A 19,188-nucleotide genomic window follows, 5' to 3' on the forward strand; every position below is an offset into this window, starting at 1 on the left:
GAAGAGACGGGCGTCGGGCCCGACTGGTCGTCGTGGAGCAACAGAGCGTTGCACGAGACCGACACGGGCGCCCGACGGGCGTGTGCCCAGTCTACGCCATCGGCCGCATCGGTCGCGAGCGCTCAGTCCGGCGTGCTGTCGACGAGTCCGAACCGCTCCAGTTCGGCGTCGTCGAGCATGCGCGAGCGGATGAGGAAGCGCTGCCCCGTCGGGGCCTCGACGCTGAACCCGCTGCCGCGCCCCTGCACCACGTCGATCGTCAGGTGCGTGTACTTCCAGTACTCGAACTGGGAACGCGACATATAGACCTCGACCGGCGCGTCGAGCCCGGGCACGTCGAGCGTGTCGAGCAGGACGTCGACCGCGCCCGTGCGGAACATCCCGACCGGGTAGCACATGGGCGAACTCCCGTCGCAGCATCCGCCGGACTGATGGAACATGAGCGGTCCGTGCAGCGCGGTCATCTCCCGCACCAGTGCGGCCGCAGCGTCGGTGACGTCGACCCGTCCGGTCATGGTGTCCTCCTTCGTCGTGTCGTGTCGTGTGCCCGGCCCTGGGCCCGCCGGTCCCCGACGCCCCTGATCCGCCGGTCCCTGAGCCTGTCGAAGGGCGCCCTTCGACAAGCTCAGGGACCGGATGGGGGCTTCAGGGGCCGGATGGGGGCTCAGGGACCGGGGATGTCGATCAGAAGAAGCCCATCGGCCCCTCCGCGTAGCTCACGAGCAGGTTCTTCGTCTGCTGGTAGTGGTCGAGCATCATCTTGTGGTTCTCCCGGCCGATGCCCGACTGCTTGTACCCGCCGAACGCCGCGTGCGCCGGGTACTGGTGGTAGGTGTTCGACCAGACGCGTCCCGCCTCGATCGCCCGCCCGGCCCGGTACAGCGTCGTCGCCTCACGGCTCCACACACCGGCACCGAGGCCGTAGAGGGTGTCGTTCGCGATGGAGATCGCCTCGTCGTAGTCGGCGAAGCTCGTGAGGGCGAGCACAGGCCCGAAGATCTCCTCCTGGAAGATCCGCATGTCGTTCGTCCCCTCGAAGACGGTCGGCTGGACGTAGAACCCGCCGCTCAACTCTCCGCCGAGGTCGGCTCGCTCGCCGCCGATGAGCAGCTTCGCACCGCCCTGCTTGCCGATGTCCATGTAGGAGAGGATCTTCTCGAGCTGGTCGTTCGACGCCTGGGCACCGATCATCGTGTCCGTGTCGAGCGGGTTGCCCTGCTTGATCTTGCCGATGCGGGTCAGCGCGTCGCCGACGAAGCCGTCGTAGATGGAACGCTGGACGAGCGCCCGACTCGGGCAGGTGCAGACCTCGCCCTGGTTGAGCGCGAACATGCTGAAGCCCTCCTGCGCCTTCTCGTAGTACTGGTCGTGCTCGCGCGCCACGTCCTCGAAGAACACGTTCGGGCTCTTGCCGCCGAGCTCCAGCGTGACCGGGATGAGGTTCTCGCTCGCGTACTGCATGATCAGGCGACCGGTCGTGGTCTCACCGGTGAACGCGATCTTCCGGATCCGCGGGTGGGAGGCCAGCGGGGCGCCGGCCTCGATGCCGAAGCCGTTGACGACGTTGAGCACGCCGGCCGGCAGCAGGTCCTTCACGAGGTCGACGATGAGGTGGATCGACGCCGGGGTCTGCTCGGCCGGCTTCAGCACGACGCAGTTGCCTGCGGCGAGCGCCGGTGCGAGCTTCCACACGGCCATGAGGATCGGGAAGTTCCAGGGGATGATCTGTCCGACGACGCCGAGCGGTTCGTGGAAGTGGTAGGCGACCGTGTCGTGGTCGAGTTCCGAGATACCGCCCTCCTGCGCACGGATCGCCCCGGCGAAGTACCGGAAGTGGTCGATCGCCAAGGGGATGTCGGCGGCCAGGGTCTCGCGGACCGGCTTGCCGTTCTCCCAGCTCTCGGCGACGGCGATCTCCTCGAGGTGCTCCTCCATGCGGTCGGCGATGCGGTTGAGGATCACCGCGCGCTCGGCGACGCTCGTCTTCGACCAGGCGGGGAACGCCTTCCATCCCGCCTCGACCGCTCGGTCCACGTCGGCCGCGGTGCCTCGGGCGATCTCGGTGAACACGGCTCCGGTGACCGGGGTCTGGTTCTCGAAGTACTGCCCGTTCGCGGGTGGGACGTACTCGCCCCCGATGAAGTGGTCGTAGCGGGGGGCGTAGCTGAACACGGCACCTTCGGTACCCGGGTTGGCGTAGACGGTCATGTCACTCCTTGTCGACGACGTTGTCGGTGTCCGCACCGCTCAGGTGCGTGCCGTCGACGCTAGTCGGCCGGAGGTTGCAGGAGGTTGCGCCGAGGACCGCGGACCGGATCGGCCGTCTAGGACAGCGAGAGCTCGGCGTCGATCGCCTCGATGCGGGCCACGAGCCCCGCTCGCTTCGGTGACCGCGGCGGCAGCAGCCGGAGGCAGGCGCGCAGGACCTCGACGTCCTCGGGCGCGGCCGCGGTCCGGATGTAGTCGTGCAGCAGGTCCGCCGAGGCGTCGGTCAGCATCGCCTCTCGGAGGCGCGTCGCGACCCGCTCGCGGAGGTCGACGACACCGGGCGCGGTGGAGTCCGGCAGGAGCGGACCCGGGTATGCGGCGAGCGCTGCGCGGTGGGCGCCGCGGTCGAGGAGGGACAGCACCTGGTGGGCGTCGAGCTGGAGCGGGGTGGTGAGCCGGTACGGCCGCGAGGCCGGCACGAGTGTCGGTGCGGTCCCGCCGAGCACCTTCCGCAGCCGGACGAGTTCCGCCCGGAGGGTGACCGCCGCCTCGTCCGCGTCGTAGAGCAGCCCGGCGAGCGCGTCGGCGCTGAGGCCCTGGTGGTGCCAGGCCAGCAGCGTCAGGATCTCGGCGTGCCGTCGGCTGAGCTCGGTCGGGCGGCTCGCCCCGTGTCCGACCAGCAGGCCGGTGTCACGACCGAGCACCTGCAGGCCGGGCCGCACCGTGGTCGTCCGGCGGGGCGCGTCCGTGCGTGCGCGGCCGGCGAACCGTCGGTCGGCGACCGCGCGCAGCCGCTGCACCATGATCTCGGACTCGACGGCGGCCGCGGTCGCCTCCATGAGCGGCAGTGCATGTGAGGCGACCGCCTGCGGGCCACCCGTGATGTCGATCACGCCGATGATCTGCCGGGTCTCAGGATCGTGCACCGGGACCGCTGTGCAGCTCCACGGGTGCACGAGGCGGTTGAAGTGCTCGGCCGCGTGGATCTGGATGCCGTGGTCGAGTTCGAGCGCGGTGCCCGGTGCGCTCGTCCCCACCTCCCGCTCGGACCATCCGGCGCCCTCGACGAAGAGCATGCCCTCTGCCCGTCGCCGCAGGTGGCGGTCGCCGTCCACCCAGAGCAGTCTGCCCATGGCGTCGCCCACCGCGACGAGCATGCCGGAGTCGTCGTCCGCGTCGTTGACGAGCAGCTTGGTGATGACCGGGAGGACGCCGGCGAGCGGGTGTCCGAGCCGGTGGTCGCGCAACTCGTCCTCGTCGAAGGCGAGCTCCGGCATGAGGTTGTCCGGGTCGAGGTGACGGCCCATCGACCGTTCCCACGACTCGCGGACGAGCCGTCGGACGAGTCCGCGCTGCGCTTCGGCACGCGCCGGGGTCGCCAGCCACGGACTGGACACCTCACCACCACCCATCCACGTCGACCGGTTCTGCGGACAGTGTATCCGCCGCAGCCCGACGGCCAACGGGTAACCTCAGGCGGCCGGACGGAACCGGCGGAGGCGCAGGCTGTTGAGCACGACGAACACGCTGGAGAACGCCATCGCCGCACCCGCGATCATCGGGTTGAGGAGGCCGAGGGCGGCGAGCGGGATCGCCGCGACGTTGTAGGCGAACGCCCAGAACAGGTTGCCGCGGATGATCCCGAGCGTCCGTCGGGAGAGCCGGACGGCGTCGATCGCCGTGGCGAGGGAACCGGAGACGATGCTGAGGTCGGCTGCGCCCTTGGCCGCATCCGTGCCCGTCCCCATGGCGATCCCGAGATCGGCCGTGGCGATCGCCGCGGCGTCGTTCACCCCGTCGCCGATCATCGCGACGCGGTGACCGGCCGCCTGGAACCGTTCGACGGCGGCGACCTTGTCGGCGGGGCTCGCGTCGGCGATCACCTCGGTGATCCCGACCTCGGCCGCGACCCGCGCTGCGACGGCCGCGTTGTCGCCGGTGAGGAGCACCGGCGTCATCCCCAGGGACACGGCACGTCCGATGGCGGCGCGGGCCTCCGGCTTCACGGTGTCGGCGACCTCGACGACGCCGCGGACCTCGCCGTCCCAGGCGACGACCACCACGGTGCTCGCACGCTCCGCGGCGGAGGCCAGGGCGCTCGCCGCGTCCGGCCCGATGCGGAAGCCCTGGTCCTCCGCGAAGGCGGGACGTCCGGCCAGCACGGTTTTTCCGTTGATCGTGCCGGTGACGCCGAGACCCTCGAGGCTCGCGAAGTCCGAGACCACCGGACGAGCTGCATCGCGGCGGGTCGCTTCCGCGACGATCGCCTCGGCGATGGGGTGCTCGGAGGCCGCTTCGAGCGCCGCGCCGAGGGCGAGCACCTCGTCCGTCGCACCGGCCGCCCAGACCTTCCTGACGCCCATCCGCCCGGAGGTGACGGTCCCCGTCTTGTCGAGCAGGATGCGGTCGATGCCGCTCGCCCGCTCGAGCGCCTCCGGTCCGGCGATGAGGATGCCGAGCTGCGCGCCACGCCCCGTCCCGACGAGGAGGGCCACCGGGGTCGCGAGCCCCAGCGCACACGGGCAGGCGATGATGAGGACGGCGACCGCGGCGGTGAACGCCGCCTCCATGGTCGAACCGGTGAGGGCCCACACGATGGCGGTCCCGAGGGCGATCACGAGCACGACCGGGACGAACACGCTCGAGACGCGATCGGCGAGACGCTGGACCCGGCTCTTCCCGAGCTGCGCCGCCTCGACCGCCTGGGCCATACGCGCCAGCTGCGTCTCGGCGCCGACGGCCGTCGCCCGCACGACGAGACTACCGCCACGCGCGATCGTGCCACCGATGACCCGCGAGCCGGCTACGAGCTCGACCGGGACAGACTCCCCCGTGACGAGACTCTCGTCGACACTCGCCGCCCCTTCGACGACGATCCCATCGGTGGCGACGGACTCGCCGGGACGCACGAGGAAGTGGTCTCCGACGAGCAGCTGCTCGATCGGGATCCGTTCCTCGGTGCGGGTGGGCGCCATGAGGTCAGAGGGGTCCGCCGCACGGTGCCGGAGCACGGAGACCTCGGAGGCGCCCAGCGTCATGAGGTCCCGGAGCGCCTCGCCGGCCGCACGCTTCGACCGCTGCTCGATGAGGCGGCCGGCGAGCAGGAAGACGGTCACGCCGGCGGCCACCTCGAGGTACAGCGCGCTCGACGGGTCGGCGTCGGGTGCGAAGAAGGTGAACTCGTGCCGCATGCCCGTCATCCCGGCCATGCCGAAGAAGAGCGCCCAGACGGACCACAGGTACGCGGCCCCCGTCCCGAGCGTGATGAGGGTGTCCATCGTCACCGAGCCGTGCCGCAGCGTCGCGAACGTCGCCCGGTGGAACGGGTACCCACCCCAGAAGACGACCGGCGTCGAGAGGGCCAGCGAGAGCCACTGCCAGTGGTCGAACTGCCAGGCGGGGATCATCGCGAGCAGCACGACGGGCAGCGCCAGCACCGCACTGACGACGAGGCGGGTGCGGAGCGTCGTCACGGTCGCCGAGGGGTCGGACGTCGTTCCCGACGTCGGCGTCTGCTCCCGGTTCGCCGCGGCGCGTTCGTCAGCGGGCGGACGCACCATCGCGGTGTAGCCGGCCTTCGCGACGGCCGCGACCAGCTCGTCCGCGGTGACGGTGGAGGGCGCGGTCACCGTCGCCCGTTCGGTCGCGAGGTTGACCTGCGCCTCGACACCGTCGAGCGCGGTCAGCCGCTTCTCGACGCGTGCCACGCAACTCGCGCACGTCATGCCCTCGATGTCGAGGTCGAGCTGGATGAGTGGCGCGCTCATCAGCGACGACCCACGAGGGTGTAGCCGGCTTCCTCGACACCGGCGCCGATGGCCGCGTCGTCGGACGATGCGGCTCCCGAGACCGTGACCGTCCCCGCGTCGAGATCCACGGCGACGTCGTCCACGCCGGCGAGCGCGGAGAGCTCGGTCGTGACCGCGGACACGCAGTGCGCACAGGTCATGCCGTCGACGCGATAGGTGGTGGTTGCGGTGGTCTCGGACATGCTTGCTCCTCAGTGACTCGGAGCCTTCACTATACCCCAGGGGGTACCCCGTGCAACCGTCCGCGGGACGCGTGCGCCGGGTCAGCCGAGCAGGCCGAGCGCCCGCACGGCCTCGCGCTCCTCCTCGAGTTCGGCGATCGAGACGTCGATACGTGCCTGCCACTCTGGCGCGACGTCGAGACCCTCGACGACCTCCCAGCGTCCATCGACGGATCGCGCCGGGAACGAGCTGACGAGGCCCTCCGGGACGCCGTACCAACCCTCCGAGGGAAGCGCCACGGACGTCCAGCGCTCCGGCCGGCCCGGGGTCGCCGTGCCGTTCACCCAGTCGTGCACGTGATCGATGGCGGCGGCAGCGGCCGACGCGGCGGACGACGAGCCCCGGACCGCGATGATCTCCGCACCGCGCTTCGCCACCCGTGGGATGAACTCGTCGGCGATCCACTCCTCGTCGACGAGTTCGAGGGCAGGACGACCACCGACCGTCGCGTGGGAGAGGTCCGGCACCTGGGTCGCCGAGTGATTGCCCCAGATCACGACGCCGTCGATCTCGGACACGGGTGCGCCGGTCTTGGCGGCCAACTGCGCGACGGCCCGATTGTGGTCGAGTCGGGTCAGGGCGGTGAACCGTTCGGCCGGCACCCCGGCTGCCGCCGACTGCGCGATGAGTGCGTTCGTGTTGGCCGGGTTGCCGACCACCAGGACGCGCACGTCGTCGGCCGCACCGGCTCCGATCGCCGCGCCCTGCGGTGCGAAGATCCCGCCGTTGGCCGCGAGGAGGTCGGCTCGCTCCATGCCCGGACCACGCGGACGGGCACCGACGAGCAGGGCGACGTCCACCCCGTCGAAGGCGCGCGACATCTCGGTCGTCGCCTCGACCCCCGCCAGGAGCGGGAACGCGCAGTCCTGCAGTTCCAATGCCGTCCCCTCGGCCGCTCCCAGACCCTGCGGGATCTCGAGCAGGCGTAGGACGACGGGCCGGTCCGGCCCCAGCAGCTGACCTGACGCGATGCGGAAGAGCAGGGAGTAGCCGATCTGGCCTCCGGCTCCGGTGACGGTGACGACGGTGGGTTGGCTCATACGCCCACGCTACTCCGCGGCCTCCGGGGTGGGTCGTGAGGCCTGCATGTCCGCCTCGGCGGAGTCGACCGCCTCGTGCTCCTCCGGGGACACCGGCCCCACCCGGCTCTTCCGCTGGGCCGAGGACTCGGACGGCAGCGCGACGGCCGCCTCCGTGATGCGGTTCGCCATCCCGTTGAAGATGATCCCGTGGAACGGCAGGATCGCGAACCAGTAGAGGCGTCCGCCGAGCCCCTTCGGGAAGAAGACGGCGCGCTGCCGGTAGACCGAGCCGTCGCCGACCGGGGTCGCGCTCATCTCCAGCCACGCCAGACCGGGCACGCGCATCTCGGCGCGCAGGCGCAGCATCCGACCGCGTTCGAGGTACTCCACGCGCCAGAAGTCGAGGGCATCCCCCACGCTCAGGTGCTGCGGATCGTCGCGACCACGTCGCAACCCGACACCACCGACGAGCTTGTCCATCCAGCCACGGATCGCCCACGCCAACGGGAAGGAGTACCACCCGTTCTCGCCGCCGATGGACTCGATCACCGAGAAGAGACGGTCGGCGCTCGCGGAGGTCTTCCGTTCCTTGAGATCGATGTAGACGGTGTGTCCGGCCCAGTCGGGGTCGCTCGGCAGCGGGTCGCTCGGCGCGCCGTCCACGGTCGCGTTCCGCCAGGAGGTCTCGACCTCACCGTCGCGCATGCGCTGCAGTGCGAGGCGCACCGCGCGTCGGTACCCCGTCAGACCGCCCTCCGGCGGCGGGATGACCGCGTCGATGTCGTGGTCGCCCATGACGCAGTCGACGAGCAGCGACTCGATGATCGGCGAAGCGAGCCGGCGTGGGATCGGCGTCACGAGGTTGACCCACTGGGAGGCCAACCATGGGGTGAGGACCGGGAGCGGCGCGATCGGGCGCTGCGGGAGGCCGGCCTCGACCGCGTAGCCGTTCATCATCTGTCCGTAGCGGAGGACGTCGGGGCCGCCGATGTCGAAGGCGCGGTTCACGTCGCGGTCGACCTCGGCGCTCGCCAGCAGGTAGTGCAGGACGTCGCGGACCGCGATCGGCTGGATGAAGTTCCGGACCCAGCGCGGCGCCGGCATGTACGGCAGGATGTCCGTCAGATGGCGGATCATCTCGAAGGAGGTCGATCCGGAACCGATGACCACGCCGGCCTGCAGGACGATCGTCGGAACGCCTGAGGCGAGCAGGATCCGCCCGACCTCGGTGCGGGACCGCAGGTGCTTCGACAACTCGACGCCCTCGGGGTGCAGGCCACCGAGGTAGACGATGCGCGACACCCCCGCCGCTGCAGCGCCGGCGGCGACGTGTTCGGCGGCGTCGAGCTCCGTCTGCTCGAAGTCGCCCTTGCCGCCCATGGAGTGCACGAGGTAGTAGACGACGTCGACGTCCACGCAGGCCGATGCGACCTGAGCCGCGTCGCCGAGATCACCCTCGACGACTTCCACCTGATCGCGCCAGGGCACGTCGGTGAGCTTCTGCGGCGAGCGCACGAGCACCCGGACCGTGTACCCGGCCTCCAGCAGCCGCGGCACGAGCCGCCCGCCGATGTAGCCGGTGGCACCCGTGACGAGCACGCGCTTCGGAGTCGATGATTCGGTCATGGGTGCAACGTTACGACCCGTCGACGACAGCGGCGCCCGGCTGTACAGCCGGGCGCCGCTGTGCAAGCACCACGCGGGTGCCACGAGTCGCTACAGGAGCGCCTTCGTGTGCCAGACGGTCTTCACCTCGGTGAACGCGGTGATCCGGTCGAGACTCGCGGGGACCGAGCCCCGGGAACCGTTCGGGCGGACCACCCGTTTGAGCGTCTCGGCCGCGAGGACCTCGAGCTCGATCCAGTCGAGCTCACCGGCGCCAGCGAGATCGATCGCGTTGACGTCGGCGTGCGATGCGAGCCACGGAGCCATCTCCGCCGGCGATCCGGTCAGCACGTTCACGACGCCGCCGGGGACGTCACTCGTGGCGAGCACCTCGGCGAGGCTGATCGACGAGAGCGGCAGGCGCTGGCTCGCGATCACGACGACCGTGTTCCCCGCGACGAGCGCCGGAGCGACGACGCTCACGAATCCGAGGAGCGACGAGTCCTGCGGCGCGATGAGCGCGACGACGCCCGTCGGCTCCGGAACCGAGAGGTTGAAGTACGGACCCGAGACGGGGTTCGCTCCCCCGACCACCTGGACGTACTTGTCCGCCCAGCCCGCGTACCAGACCCAGAGGTCGATGGCCTCGTCGACCTGTGCTGCGGCCTTCGCCTGCGAGACGCCTTCGGCCTGGACGATCTCCTCGATGAACTGCGCCCGCCGGCCCTCGAGCAGCTCGGCGATGCGGTACAGCACCTGGCCCCGGTTGTAGGCGGTGGCACCCGACCAACCGGCGAGTGCCGATCGTGCGGCGACGACCGCGTCGCGGGCGTCCTTCCGCGAGGCGAGCGATGCGTTCGCGAGGAACTCCCCTTGGCGTTCGTCACCTCGTACGTCCTTCCGGATTCGCTGCGTGGGAACTTGCCGCCGATGGCGAGCTTGTAGGTCTTCGGGATGGTGAGCCGGCTCATCGCTGCTCCTCCTTCGTGGTGCTCGTGGACGGCGCGACGGTGGCGGCGGCCGATGATCCGGCCGGCGCGAGGTAGGCGCCGAGCCCGTGGCGGCCACCCTCGCGGCCGTACCCCGACTCCTGGTACCCGCCGAACGGGCTGGCTGGATCGAACCGGTTGAAGGTGTTCGCCCAGATCACGCCGGCGCGGAGCTTGTCCGCGACCGCGAGGATCCGGCTGCCCTTGTCGCTCCAGATCCCGGCCGACAGTCCGTACGGGGTGTTGTTCGCCTTCGCGATGGCCTCCGCGGGCGTCCGGAAGGACATGACCGAGAGGACCGGCCCGAAGATCTCCTCGCGGGCGATCCGGTGGCTGGTGGACACGTTCGTGAAGATCGTCGGCGCGAACCAGAACCCGTTCTCGGGCAGCTCGCAGTCCGGGCTCCACCGTTCGGCGCCTTCGAGCTCGCCGATGTCCGAGAGCTCGCGGATGCGGGCCAGCTGCTCGGCCGAGTTGATCGCGCCGACATCCGTGTTCTTGTCGAGCGGGTCGCCGACGCGCAGCGTCTGCAGACGGCTCTTCAAGCGGTCGACGACCTCGTCGTGGATGCTCTCCTGGACGAGGAGCCGGGATCCGGCGCAGCAGACGTGACCCTGGTTGAAGAAGATGCCGTTGACGATGCCTTCGATGGCCTGGTCGATCGGTGCGTCGTCGAACACGATGTTCGCCGCCTTGCCACCGAGCTCGAGCGTCAGGCGCGTGTCGCTGCCGGCGATGGTCTTCGCGATCTCGCGCCCGACGGCGGTCGACCCGGTGAAGGCGACCTTGTTGACGTCGGGGTGGCGCACGATCGCCGCCCCGGTCGCTCCGGCACCCGTGACGATGTTCACGACACCGGCCGGCAGCTCGGCCTGCTGGAGGATCTCGGCGAAGATGAGCGCTGTGAGCGGCGTGGTCTCGGCCGGCTTGATGACGACCGTGTTTCCGGCGGCGAGCGCCGGTGCGACCTTCCACGCGAGCATGAGGAGCGGGAAGTTCCACGGGATGACCTGCCCGGCCACGCCGAGGGCGCGCGGGTTCGCACCGAGGCCCGCGTAGTCGAGCTTGTCGGCCCAACCGGCGTAGTAGAAGAACCAGGCGGCGACGAGTGGGACGTCGACGTCGCGGGACTCCTTGATCGGCTTGCCGTTGTCGAGGCTCTCCGCCACGGCGAGCTCGCGGGCGCGCTCCTGGACGAGGCGCGCGATGCGGAAGAGGTACTTGCCGCGGTCGGCGCCCGACAGCTTCGACCAGACGCGGTCGTAGGCACGCCGCGCGGCGGTGACGGCGCGATCGACGTCGGCGTCACTCGCCGCGGAGATCGTCGCGATCGACTGCTCGGTGCTCGGCGAGATCGTCTGGAAGGAGCCACCGGTGCCCTCGGTGAATTCGCCGTCGATGAAGAGGCCGTATTCGGAACGGAGGTGGAGGACGGAGGTCGACTCCGGGGCTGGTGCGTATTCGAGGAAGCTCATGATGTCCTAGTCGATGGTGACGTAGTCGGGGCCGGAGTAGTGGCCGGTGGTGAGTTTCTGACGCTGCAGGAGCACGTCGTTGAGGAGGCTCGAGGCACCGAAGCGGAACAGGTGCGGCTGGAGCCACTCCTCGCCGACCGTCTCCGCGACGGTCACGAGGTACTTGATCGCGTCCTTCGAGGAACGGATGCCGCCGGCGGGCTTCACACCGATCTGCTCACCGGTGAGGCGGTGCCAGTCCCGGACGACCTCGAGCATGAGGAGGGTCACCGGGAGGGTCGCGGCGGGCGCGACCTTGCCGGTGGACGTCTTGATGAAGTCGCCGCCCGCGAGGATGGCGAGCCAGGAGGCGCGCTTCACGTTGTCGTAGGTGTTCAGCTCGCCGGTCTCGAGGATGACCTTGAGGTGCGCCGAGGTGCCGTCGCTCCGACGGCAGGCCTCCTTGACCGCGACGATCTCGTCGAAGACCTGGCCGTACCGGCCGGAGAGGAACGCACCCCGGTCGATGACCATGTCGATCTCGTCCGCTCCGGCGTCGACGGCGTCGGCCGTGTCCGCCAGCTTGACCGCGAGGGAGGCGCGTCCGCTCGGGAAGGCCGTCGCGACCGCCGCGACGTTGATGCCACCGGCGTCGTGTGCCGCACCCGGCTGCGTGTGCGCCGCGCCGAGTGCCTCGACGGCGTACGGCACCATGTCGCCGTAGACGCAGACCGCGGCGACGCGCGGGGTGGACGGATCCCCTGCGTCCGGGGTGATCGCCTTGGCCACGAGGGAGCGCACCTTGCCGGGGGTGTCCGCGCCCTCGAGGGTGGTGAGGTCGATGAGTTCGATGATGCGGTCGAGGGCCCAGGCCTTCGACGTCGTCTTGATCGAGCGCGTGCCGAGGTCCGCTGCGCGCTGTTCGAGCCCGACGGCGTCGACGCCCGCGAGGCCGTCGAGGTAGCGTCTGAGGCTGGCGTCGGTGACGGGGCCGTCGACGAGTTCGAGCGCCGTCGGCTTCGCCACGAGGTCGCCTGGTGGAGTGGTCATGGTGCGTTCCTTCCGAGCAGTTCCTGCTCCGGGGTGTGCTGCTTGGCGGATGATGGTTCGTGGTCGGCGAGGAGTGCCGTCGCGGTCGCCTCGTCGGTGACGAGCACGGTGCAGAGGCCGCTGCTGACGACGGCTCTCGCGACGGCGTGCTTCTGGGCTCCGGCGATGACCGCGATGCTGCGACCGGCACGCCGGAGCGCTTCGAGTCCGAGCCCGACCGTGCGCTCGTCGAGTGTGGGGTCGACGATCATGCCCTCGGCGTCGATGTAGCGCCCGACGACGTCGCCGACGGCACCGCGTGCGACGAGGACGTCGACGTCCGCGGCCGTGAGGTACCCGCTGTGGACGAGGGCGGAGTCTGGTCCGGCCACGCCGGCACCGTACAGGTAGGTGTCGGCCGCTGCGGCCGTGCGGAGCACCTCCGCGACGGTGCGGTCCGACTCGATGCTCAGCTTCGTCTCCAGGCGCTCGAAGATCGCCGGGCTCGGGAGCAGGGTGACGTCGCCACGTCCCTTCTCGGCGATCCGTGCAGCCGTGGCGGCCGCGGTGCCGACGCGCTGGTTGAGGCTCACGCCGCCGTTGATCTGCACGACGGAGAGCCCCGTCGCCCAGCCGTCGGACAGGTGGTCGGCGATGTCGCGGAGCGTCCTCCCCCAGCTCACGCCGAGCGTCCGCGGCACCGGACGCATGGCGCCGAGGTAGTCGGCCGCCGCGCGAGCGACGCGTTCGTGGAGGTCGGCACTGTCGCTCGGGCTCGGCACGACGACCGCGTCCGCGAGTCCGAAGCGCTCGCGGAGCGCCCGTTCGAGTGGGAGGCGGCGTGCGCGCGGGTGCACGATCTCGATGCGGATGTAGCCGAGTTCGCGGGCCTGGGCGAGGAGCCGACCGACCTTCCACCGCGTGATGCCGAGCAGCGCGCCGATCTCGTCCTGGGTCTTCGTCTCGTCGTAGTACAGCTCCGCGGCGCGCACCGCGAGCAGCTCGTCGCTTTCGATCACCTCGGGCCTCCTCCGGATCGTCTCCAGCCTAGGACGCCACCAACACCCGGACAACGTCTGTTGGCGCCCATGCTCAGATGAGCAGAGGCCGGTGCGCGGATGCGCATCGTCGCCGGGGATCCGTCAGGACATCAGGAGCAGCCCGATCACCGACCGCGCGCCGCCAGATCCGCTTCGATCGTCGTCGGCCGGCCGGTGATGCGACCGGCGATGGCGCACAGCGCGCCCGTGGCCAGCAGGAGCAGCAGCGGGACGGTCCACGATCCGGTCACGGCGTGCAGCAGGCTCACGACCAGGGGGCCGAGTGCGCCGAGGGTGTAGCCGACGCTCTGCACGAAGCCGCTTAGGGCGACCGCGCCCTCGTGGGTCGCCGTCCGCAGGTTGATGAGCACGAGGGCGAGCGGGAACAGCAGCGGGCCGAGCCCGGCGAGCAGCACCCACAGCCACGTGAGCGTCGCCGGCCACAGGAGCAGCCCGAGATAGCCGAGCACGAAGCACGCGCTCGCGACGTAGACGAGGACGGCGACGTTCCGCAGCCTCGCGACGAGCATCGGGACGATCAGGCTCGCCGGGACCCCCATCGCGGAGAAGAGCGAGAGCAGCAGGCCGCCCTGGGCCGGGGTGACGCCGGCGACGTCACCGACGATGGTGGGGAGCCAGGTGAACATCGCGTAGGCATTCAGCGAGGAGGTGGCGAACACCGCCGCGATGGCCCACGCGATCGGCGAGCGGTGGACGAGGACGCGCCCGGCGCGGGGCACCTCCTCGATCTCGGGTTCCGTCGCGGCGGCGGCCCGGGCATCCCGACGCTCCCGGACGATGAGCGTGATCCAGGGCAGCACGGCGAGCATGGCGACGATGGACCACACACCGAGCGACACCTGCCACCCCGCCGCATCGGCGACCGGTACGGCGATCAGTGGCGGGATGAACGTGCTGACCGACAGGACCGTCGCATAGAGGGAGGTGACGAGGCCGACGCGGTCGGGGAAGTACTTCTTGACCAGCGGTGGGAGCATGACGTTGCCGATGCCGATCCCGGCGAAGCAAAGCGCACTCCCGATCGCGAGGACGGCGAAGTCGGGGGCGAGCGAGCGCATGAGGTGCCCGGCCACGATCGACCCGAGTGCGATGAGCAGTACCGGCTCGAGGTGCAGCCGACGCACGAGTCGCGGGGTGAAGACGCCGAACAGGGCGAAGCACAGTGGCGGCAGCATCCCGAGGAGCCCCAGCCCGACCGACCCCACGCCGATGTCGCCGTCGATCTCCGCGAAGATCGGCGACAGCGAGGTGACGGCCGTGCGGAGGTTCGCCGCGACCAGCACGATACCGACGAGCGCGAGGGCCCTCCCCCGCCACAGGGGACGCGGACCCACTAGGACAGCATCCGGCGCGCGCGCTCGACATCGTCGGTCATCTGCACGATGAGCGGCTCGATCCCGGTGAACGCGACCATGCCGCGGATGCGCTCGACGAACTGCACCTCGACCTCGTCGTCGTAGAGATCGAGATCGGTCTCGTCGAGGACGTAGGCCTCGACCTGCTTCTGCGGGACGCCGTCGAAGGTCGGGTTGTTCCCGACCGAGATCGCCGCCGGATAGCGACGTCCTCGCCAGAACAGCCACCCTGCATACACGCCGTCCGCAGGGATGAGACCCTGCGAATCGGGAGACAGGTTGGCGGTCGGGAAGCCGAGTTCCCGGCCACGCTTGGCGCCGTGGACGACGACACCCCGCACGCCGGGCGGACGACCGAGGAGCCGCGACGCCTCGCGGACGTCACCCTCCTCGAGGAGTTCCCGGATCCAGGTCGACGACACCCGACGCCCGCCGCCGGGACGGACGTCGTCCACGACGCGCACGGAGAAGCCGTAGACCTCACCGAACGACTCCAGCGTGGCGACCGTACCGAGGCCGCGATGGCCGAAGCGGAAGTCCTCGCCGACGAGGACCGTCTTGGCATGCAACGCTCCGACGAGGATCGAGGTGACGAACTCCTCGGGCGTGAGCTGGGCCAGTGTCTGGTCGAAGCGCAGCAGCAGGGCCGCGTCGACCCCGGCGTCCGCCAGGAGACCGAGCTTCTGCTCGTTGCTCACGAGCGACGCCGGGCAGCGGTCGGGGTTGATGAGGCTCAGCGGGTTGCGGTCGAAGGTGACGGCGACGGAGCTGAGACCGGCTGCCGCGGCCTCCTCGAGGAGCGCGGCGACGACCGCGCGGTGACCCGTGTGGACGCCGTCGAACTTGCCGATGGTGACGGCCGACGGTCCGAAGGCGTCTGGGACCTGGTCGAGCTCGGTGAACGTGATCATTTGCCGGTACGCCGATGTCCAGCCAACCACCACAGTCCAAGGACCGGGAGGACGAGCGGGATGTAGACGTACCCGCGACCGAAGCCGGACCAGACCGTGTCGTGGGGGAACAGCTCGGGATCGAGCAGGCTCAGCAAGCCGACGATCAGGACCCCGGCGAGTTCGAAGGAGATCGTGGCCCATGCGATCCGCCGCCAGACGGCGCCTGGAGCGACGAGCGAGACGGTCGCCAGGATGTACACCACCGCGGCGACGGCCGAGAGAAGATAGGCCAGTGGCGCCTCGTCGAACTTGGTCGTGATCTGCACCACGGACCGGCCGGTGGCGGCGAGCGCCAGGATGCCGTAGACGGCGACGAGCACGACCCCGACACCACGGACGCGTGGGCGGGCTGGAGCGGCGGTGGGGAGAGGCATGACCCGACGATTCTATGCGACGCAGGCCCTCGCCCAGGCACTTCGCGACGGTCACGCGAGCTGCGGTGCCGTTGTCCTCCACCGCCGTCGGTGCGCCGACGGTCAGCCGAGCTGGACGGTCCAGATCTGCTCCATGCGGTAGAGCATCACCGCGATCGCGAGACAGACGACGCCGAGGACGACCGTCGACCACCGGGTGCGTTCGACGAGCGCCCAGAATCCGCCGGCGATCGGCAGGATCATCGCCGAGACGAGGTAGGTGTAGAACTCGGGCACACTCCCCGTGGCGGTGTTCCCGAACGCGGGCGCGGCGATCGCCACCACCAGCTGCGCGATGAGGAGGACCTCGACGAGTGCCGTCGCCCCCATCGTCAGGTCGTTCGGCGCGCGCCCGGCGAAGCCGAGCACGATGCAGAGGAGCCCGGCCACGACCGCGACCGCGATCTGGGCGATGGTGAACCACTCGATCATGCCGTTTCCTCCGCCGGGAAGTTCACAACGGACTTGAGCGAGCCGCCACGGCGCTCCACGAGCCCCACCAGTCGGCCGTCCGGCGCGACGGCGGCGATCGGACCGGTGTGGCCGGCCGGCAGATCGCGTTCGAGCCGCTTCCCGTGGCCGAGATCCACCGCCTCCTGCTCCGTGAGCTCGAGGGCGCCGAACAGGCGCTTCGCGACGTCGGCCGGGTGCAACAGCGCCGTCTCGACGTCGAGGTCGTCGATCGTCGATGCGTCCGTGACGTCGAAGGGTCCGATCCGGGTCCGGCGAAGCGCGGTGAGATGGCCGCCGACGCTGAGGGATGCCCCCAGGTCGCGGGCGAGGGCGCGGATGTAGGTGCCGGAGGAGCAGACGACCCGGACGTCGACGTCGACTGCCGCCCCATCCCGACGGATGGTCAGCACGTCGAACGCGCTGACGGTGACCGCACGGGACTTCAGCTCCACCTCGATCCCCTCGCGGGCCAGGGCGTAGGCGCGCTTCCCGCCCACCTTGATGGCGCTCACCGTGCTCGGCACCTGCTCGATGTCGCCCGTCAGTGGACGGATCGCGGCGATGATCGCGTCGTCGTCCACGGCAGCCACCGCGGCCTGGTCGGCGCGCTCGGTGACCTCACCTTCGGCGTCGTCGGTGGAGGTCGCCGCGCCGAGGCGGATGGTCGCCGTGTACTCCTTGTCGAGACCGACGATGAACGTCAGCAGTCGGGTCGACGAGCGCGTGCCCAACACGAGCAGCCCGGTGGCCATGGGGTCGAGCGTTCCCGCATGCCCCACCTTGCGCGTGCCGGCGAGCCGTCGAACCCGGGCGACCGCATCGTGGGAGGTGTGCCCCTGCGGCTTGTCGATGAGGAGGATACCGGGACGGGCGGACGCCGACCCGGGTGCTGCTGTGCTGTTCTCGACCACCCTGCAACGGTACCAGCGGCGGTCGGCGCAGCCGGGCGCCCGGAGCACCCCTGGGCGGCGGCGCTCAGCAGAAGTCGGCGAAGATCCGCCGTGGGTGCCGCTCGTCCGTGTTGTCCACGAGGGCGGTCGCCCGCGCGGTCGGGTCGTCGTCCTTGCGGTAGAGCGCCTGCCCGCCCACGTAGCGTGCGTTGGACGGCGCCGTCGGGTCGCTGTCGACGCCGAGGCGCTCGTGCAGCCGCTCGTAGGCCGTCGCCATCGGGACGTCGAGCCAGACCGACGCATGCCAGAGGCCGCGGAGCTCGGGACGGTTCAGGAAGACGCCGTCGACGATGAGGACGGCGTCCTGCGGACCGGTCGTCCAACGCAAGGGAGCGCCGACATCGCGCTGCTCGTCGAACCCGACGAGTTGGAAGCCGGCGCTGCCAGCCAGGCGGAAGGGCTCGACGAGCACCCTGCGGAACAGCGAATAGTCGAACGAGTCGAGCCAGTAGCCCTCGGCCGAGTCCCGCCCCCGCGCGTACCGTTCCTCGCGAGGACGGTGGAAGTCGTCGATTGAGGCACGGCACACCGCGCGTCCGGCCTCGTCGAACACCTCGGCCAGTCCGTCGGCGAACGCCGCCGTGCCGGAGCCGCTGACGCCGTCCACCGCGATGAGGGTGCGGCCTCGTGGGTAGTCCCGCTGGAACTGGTCTCGCAGCTGCCGGAGCAACTCGATCCGTGGTGTCGTGACGAGCTTCATGGCGCCGAGCCTACCCGCGCGGATCGTAGGCTGGTGCGGTGCCGCCCGAACCCTCCGACCTCGCCCCGCTCGTGACGGGATGGTTCCGCACCAACGCGCGCGACCTCCCGTGGCGACGCCCGGGGTTCCCCGCCTGGGGCACGCTCGTGTCGGAGTTCATGCTCCAGCAGACGCAGGTCAGCCGGGTGATCCCGCGGCTCGAGGAGTGGCTCGGGCGCTGGCCGACGCCCGCCGACCTGGCGGCCGAACCACCGGCCGAAGCCGTCCGCGCCTGGGGCCGGCTCGGCTATCCGCGCCGAGCGCTCTGGCTCCATGCGGCGGCCACCCAGATCGCCGAACGGCACGACGGCATCGTCCCGTCGGACGTGGATCAGCTCCTGGCGCTCACCGGCATCGGCGACTACACCGCCCGCGCCGTCGCCGTCTTCGCCTACGGGGACCGGCACCCGGTGGTGGACACGAACACCCGACGGGTCATCGCCCGAGCCGTCCGCGGCCAAGGCGAGCCCGGCCCACCGAACGCCAAGGTGGACCTCCCCGCCATGGAGGCGCTCCTGCCGGAGTCCCGCTCGGAGGCAGCCGTCTTCAACGCCGGGCTGATGGAGATCGGCGCGGTGGTCTGCACGGCTCGAGCACCGCGGTGCGAGGAGTGTCCGCTCCGCGAGGTGTGCGCTTGGCGCGCGGCGGGATACCCGGCCTACGACGGACCGGTCAAGACGAAGCAGAAGCAGTTCGCGGGCAGTGACCGACAGGTCCGGGGCATCATCATGGCCGAGCTCCGCTCGACCCACCGCTCCCTGTCGGACGAGGAGCTCCGGGCGCTCTGGCCCGACGGCGAGCAGTTCGACCGCGCACTCGCAGGACTGGTCGCCGACCGCCTCGCGGTGTGCGTCGACGGCGGGTACGCCCTCCCCCACGACTGACCGGTGCGGCCGGCGGGCGCACGTCGACAGGCTCAGTGACCG

17 protein-coding genes and 1 pseudogene are annotated in these 19,188 nt (G+C 70.6%); 1 reads left to right on the top strand and 17 read right to left on the bottom strand.

From position 1 onward, the window contains the following. Nucleotides 1-122: 122 nt before the first annotated feature. From FGL15_RS01065 to FGL15_RS20460, 17 genes and pseudogenes are all read right to left on the bottom strand, one after another. Nucleotides 123-515 (bottom strand): DUF779 domain-containing protein, encoded by a 393-nt coding sequence (locus FGL15_RS01065; protein ID WP_138944630.1) that lies wholly within the window; start codon nucleotides 513-515, stop codon nucleotides 123-125. Between the two features lie 169 nt (nucleotides 516-684). Further along, complete coding sequence (locus FGL15_RS01070; protein WP_085513099.1) at nucleotides 685-2,208, bottom strand: aldehyde dehydrogenase family protein; 1,524 nt, start codon at nucleotides 2,206-2,208, stop codon at nucleotides 685-687. A gap of 116 nt (nucleotides 2,209-2,324) precedes the next feature. Next, nucleotides 2,325-3,605: a GAF domain-containing protein gene (locus FGL15_RS01075; protein WP_168223265.1), complete on the bottom strand. Its 1,281-nt coding sequence runs from the start codon at nucleotides 3,603-3,605 to the stop codon at nucleotides 2,325-2,327. A 75-nt stretch (nucleotides 3,606-3,680) separates the two neighbouring features. Next, nucleotides 3,681-5,975: a cation-translocating P-type ATPase gene (locus FGL15_RS01080; RefSeq protein WP_138944632.1), complete on the bottom strand. Its 2,295-nt coding sequence runs from the start codon at nucleotides 5,973-5,975 to the stop codon at nucleotides 3,681-3,683. After that, entirely contained in the window at nucleotides 5,975-6,199 is a 225-nt protein-coding gene (locus tag FGL15_RS01085; protein ID WP_138944633.1) for a heavy-metal-associated domain-containing protein, read from the bottom strand. Before FGL15_RS01085 ends, FGL15_RS01080 begins: the two co-directional genes overlap by 1 nt. An 81-nt stretch (nucleotides 6,200-6,280) precedes the next feature. Continuing rightward, entirely contained in the window at nucleotides 6,281-7,279 is a 999-nt protein-coding gene (locus FGL15_RS01090; protein WP_138944634.1) for a malate dehydrogenase, read from the bottom strand. Nucleotides 7,280-7,288: 9 nt separating this feature from the next. Continuing rightward, nucleotides 7,289-8,887, bottom strand: coding sequence for an SDR family oxidoreductase (locus FGL15_RS01095; protein ID WP_138944635.1), 1,599 nt, complete (start codon nucleotides 8,885-8,887; stop codon nucleotides 7,289-7,291). Nucleotides 8,888-8,977: 90 nt separating this feature from the next. Beyond that, a pseudogene (locus FGL15_RS01100) lies at nucleotides 8,978-9,837 on the bottom strand (aldehyde dehydrogenase). After that, a complete protein-coding gene (locus FGL15_RS01105) occupies nucleotides 9,834-11,330 on the bottom strand; it encodes an aldehyde dehydrogenase family protein (RefSeq protein ID WP_138944636.1) in 1,497 nt (498 codons plus the stop codon). Before FGL15_RS01105 ends, FGL15_RS01100 begins: the two are co-directional and overlap by 4 nt. A gap of 6 nt (nucleotides 11,331-11,336) precedes the next feature. After that, nucleotides 11,337-12,359 carry a deoxyribose-phosphate aldolase gene (deoC, locus tag FGL15_RS01110; protein ID WP_071262338.1) on the bottom strand — a complete coding sequence of 341 codons (1,023 nt, stop codon included), beginning with the start codon at nucleotides 12,357-12,359 and terminating at the stop codon, nucleotides 11,337-11,339. After that, nucleotides 12,356-13,357 carry a sugar-binding transcriptional regulator gene (locus FGL15_RS01115; protein ID WP_083397443.1) on the bottom strand — a complete coding sequence of 334 codons (1,002 nt, stop codon included), beginning with the start codon at nucleotides 13,355-13,357 and terminating at the stop codon, nucleotides 12,356-12,358. The genes deoC and FGL15_RS01115 overlap by 4 nt, the downstream gene beginning before the upstream one ends. A gap of 146 nt (nucleotides 13,358-13,503) precedes the next feature. Beyond that, the gene (locus FGL15_RS01120; RefSeq protein WP_138944637.1) at nucleotides 13,504-14,733 is read right to left on the bottom strand and encodes an MFS transporter; all 1,230 of its coding nucleotides are present in this window, start codon (nucleotides 14,731-14,733) and stop codon (nucleotides 13,504-13,506) included. Continuing rightward, nucleotides 14,733-15,665, bottom strand: coding sequence for a bifunctional riboflavin kinase/FAD synthetase (locus FGL15_RS01125; protein ID WP_064294502.1), 933 nt, complete (start codon nucleotides 15,663-15,665; stop codon nucleotides 14,733-14,735). The genes FGL15_RS01120 and FGL15_RS01125 overlap by 1 nt, the downstream gene beginning before the upstream one ends. Further along, nucleotides 15,662-16,081, bottom strand: coding sequence for a hypothetical protein (locus tag FGL15_RS01130; RefSeq protein WP_138944638.1), 420 nt, complete (start codon nucleotides 16,079-16,081; stop codon nucleotides 15,662-15,664). The genes FGL15_RS01125 and FGL15_RS01130 overlap by 4 nt, the downstream gene beginning before the upstream one ends. 102 nt (nucleotides 16,082-16,183) lie before the next feature. Further along, nucleotides 16,184-16,552, bottom strand: a complete 369-nt coding sequence (locus FGL15_RS01135) for a hypothetical protein (protein ID WP_138944639.1) — start codon at nucleotides 16,550-16,552, stop codon at nucleotides 16,184-16,186. Beyond that, entirely contained in the window at nucleotides 16,549-17,484 is a 936-nt protein-coding gene (truB, locus tag FGL15_RS01140; RefSeq protein WP_138944640.1) for a tRNA pseudouridine(55) synthase TruB, read from the bottom strand. Before truB ends, FGL15_RS01135 begins: the two co-directional genes overlap by 4 nt. A gap of 64 nt (nucleotides 17,485-17,548) precedes the next feature. Continuing rightward, nucleotides 17,549-18,223, bottom strand: coding sequence for a uridine kinase (locus tag FGL15_RS20460; RefSeq protein ID WP_138944641.1), 675 nt, complete (start codon nucleotides 18,221-18,223; stop codon nucleotides 17,549-17,551). A gap of 38 nt (nucleotides 18,224-18,261) precedes the next feature. Here FGL15_RS20460 and FGL15_RS01150 point away from each other — a divergent pair, with 38 nt between their 5' ends. After that, nucleotides 18,262-19,146: an A/G-specific adenine glycosylase gene (locus FGL15_RS01150; RefSeq protein WP_240773689.1), complete on the top strand. Its 885-nt coding sequence runs from the start codon at nucleotides 18,262-18,264 to the stop codon at nucleotides 19,144-19,146. The last annotated feature ends 42 nt before the right edge of the window (nucleotides 19,147-19,188 follow it).

It is taken from the genome of Plantibacter sp. M259 (assembly GCF_006065115.1).
Taxonomy (GTDB): domain Bacteria; phylum Actinomycetota; class Actinomycetes; order Actinomycetales; family Microbacteriaceae; genus Plantibacter; species Plantibacter auratus.

Coding starts and splice junctions, on each gene's coding strand:
- FGL15_RS01125 (WP_064294502.1), bottom strand. CDS start 15,665: ATGATCACGTTCACCGAGCTCGACCAGGTCCCAGACGCCTTCGGACCG.
- deoC (WP_071262338.1), bottom strand. CDS start 12,359: ATGACCACTCCACCAGGCGACCTCGTGGCGAAGCCGACGGCGCTCGAA.
- FGL15_RS01070 (WP_085513099.1), bottom strand. CDS start 2,208: ATGACCGTCTACGCCAACCCGGGTACCGAAGGTGCCGTGTTCAGCTAC.
- FGL15_RS01135 (WP_138944639.1), bottom strand. CDS start 16,552: ATGATCGAGTGGTTCACCATCGCCCAGATCGCGGTCGCGGTCGTGGCC.
- FGL15_RS01095 (WP_138944635.1), bottom strand. CDS start 8,887: ATGACCGAATCATCGACTCCGAAGCGCGTGCTCGTCACGGGTGCCACC.
- FGL15_RS01090 (WP_138944634.1), bottom strand. CDS start 7,279: ATGAGCCAACCCACCGTCGTCACCGTCACCGGAGCCGGAGGCCAGATC.
- FGL15_RS01130 (WP_138944638.1), bottom strand. CDS start 16,081: ATGCCTCTCCCCACCGCCGCTCCAGCCCGCCCACGCGTCCGTGGTGTC.
- FGL15_RS20460 (WP_138944641.1), bottom strand. CDS start 18,223: ATGAAGCTCGTCACGACACCACGGATCGAGTTGCTCCGGCAGCTGCGA.
- FGL15_RS01105 (WP_138944636.1), bottom strand. CDS start 11,330: ATGAGCTTCCTCGAATACGCACCAGCCCCGGAGTCGACCTCCGTCCTC.
- FGL15_RS01065 (WP_138944630.1), bottom strand. CDS start 515: ATGACCGGACGGGTCGACGTCACCGACGCTGCGGCCGCACTGGTGCGG.
- FGL15_RS01085 (WP_138944633.1), bottom strand. CDS start 6,199: ATGTCCGAGACCACCGCAACCACCACCTATCGCGTCGACGGCATGACC.
- FGL15_RS01080 (WP_138944632.1), bottom strand. CDS start 5,975: ATGAGCGCGCCACTCATCCAGCTCGACCTCGACATCGAGGGCATGACG.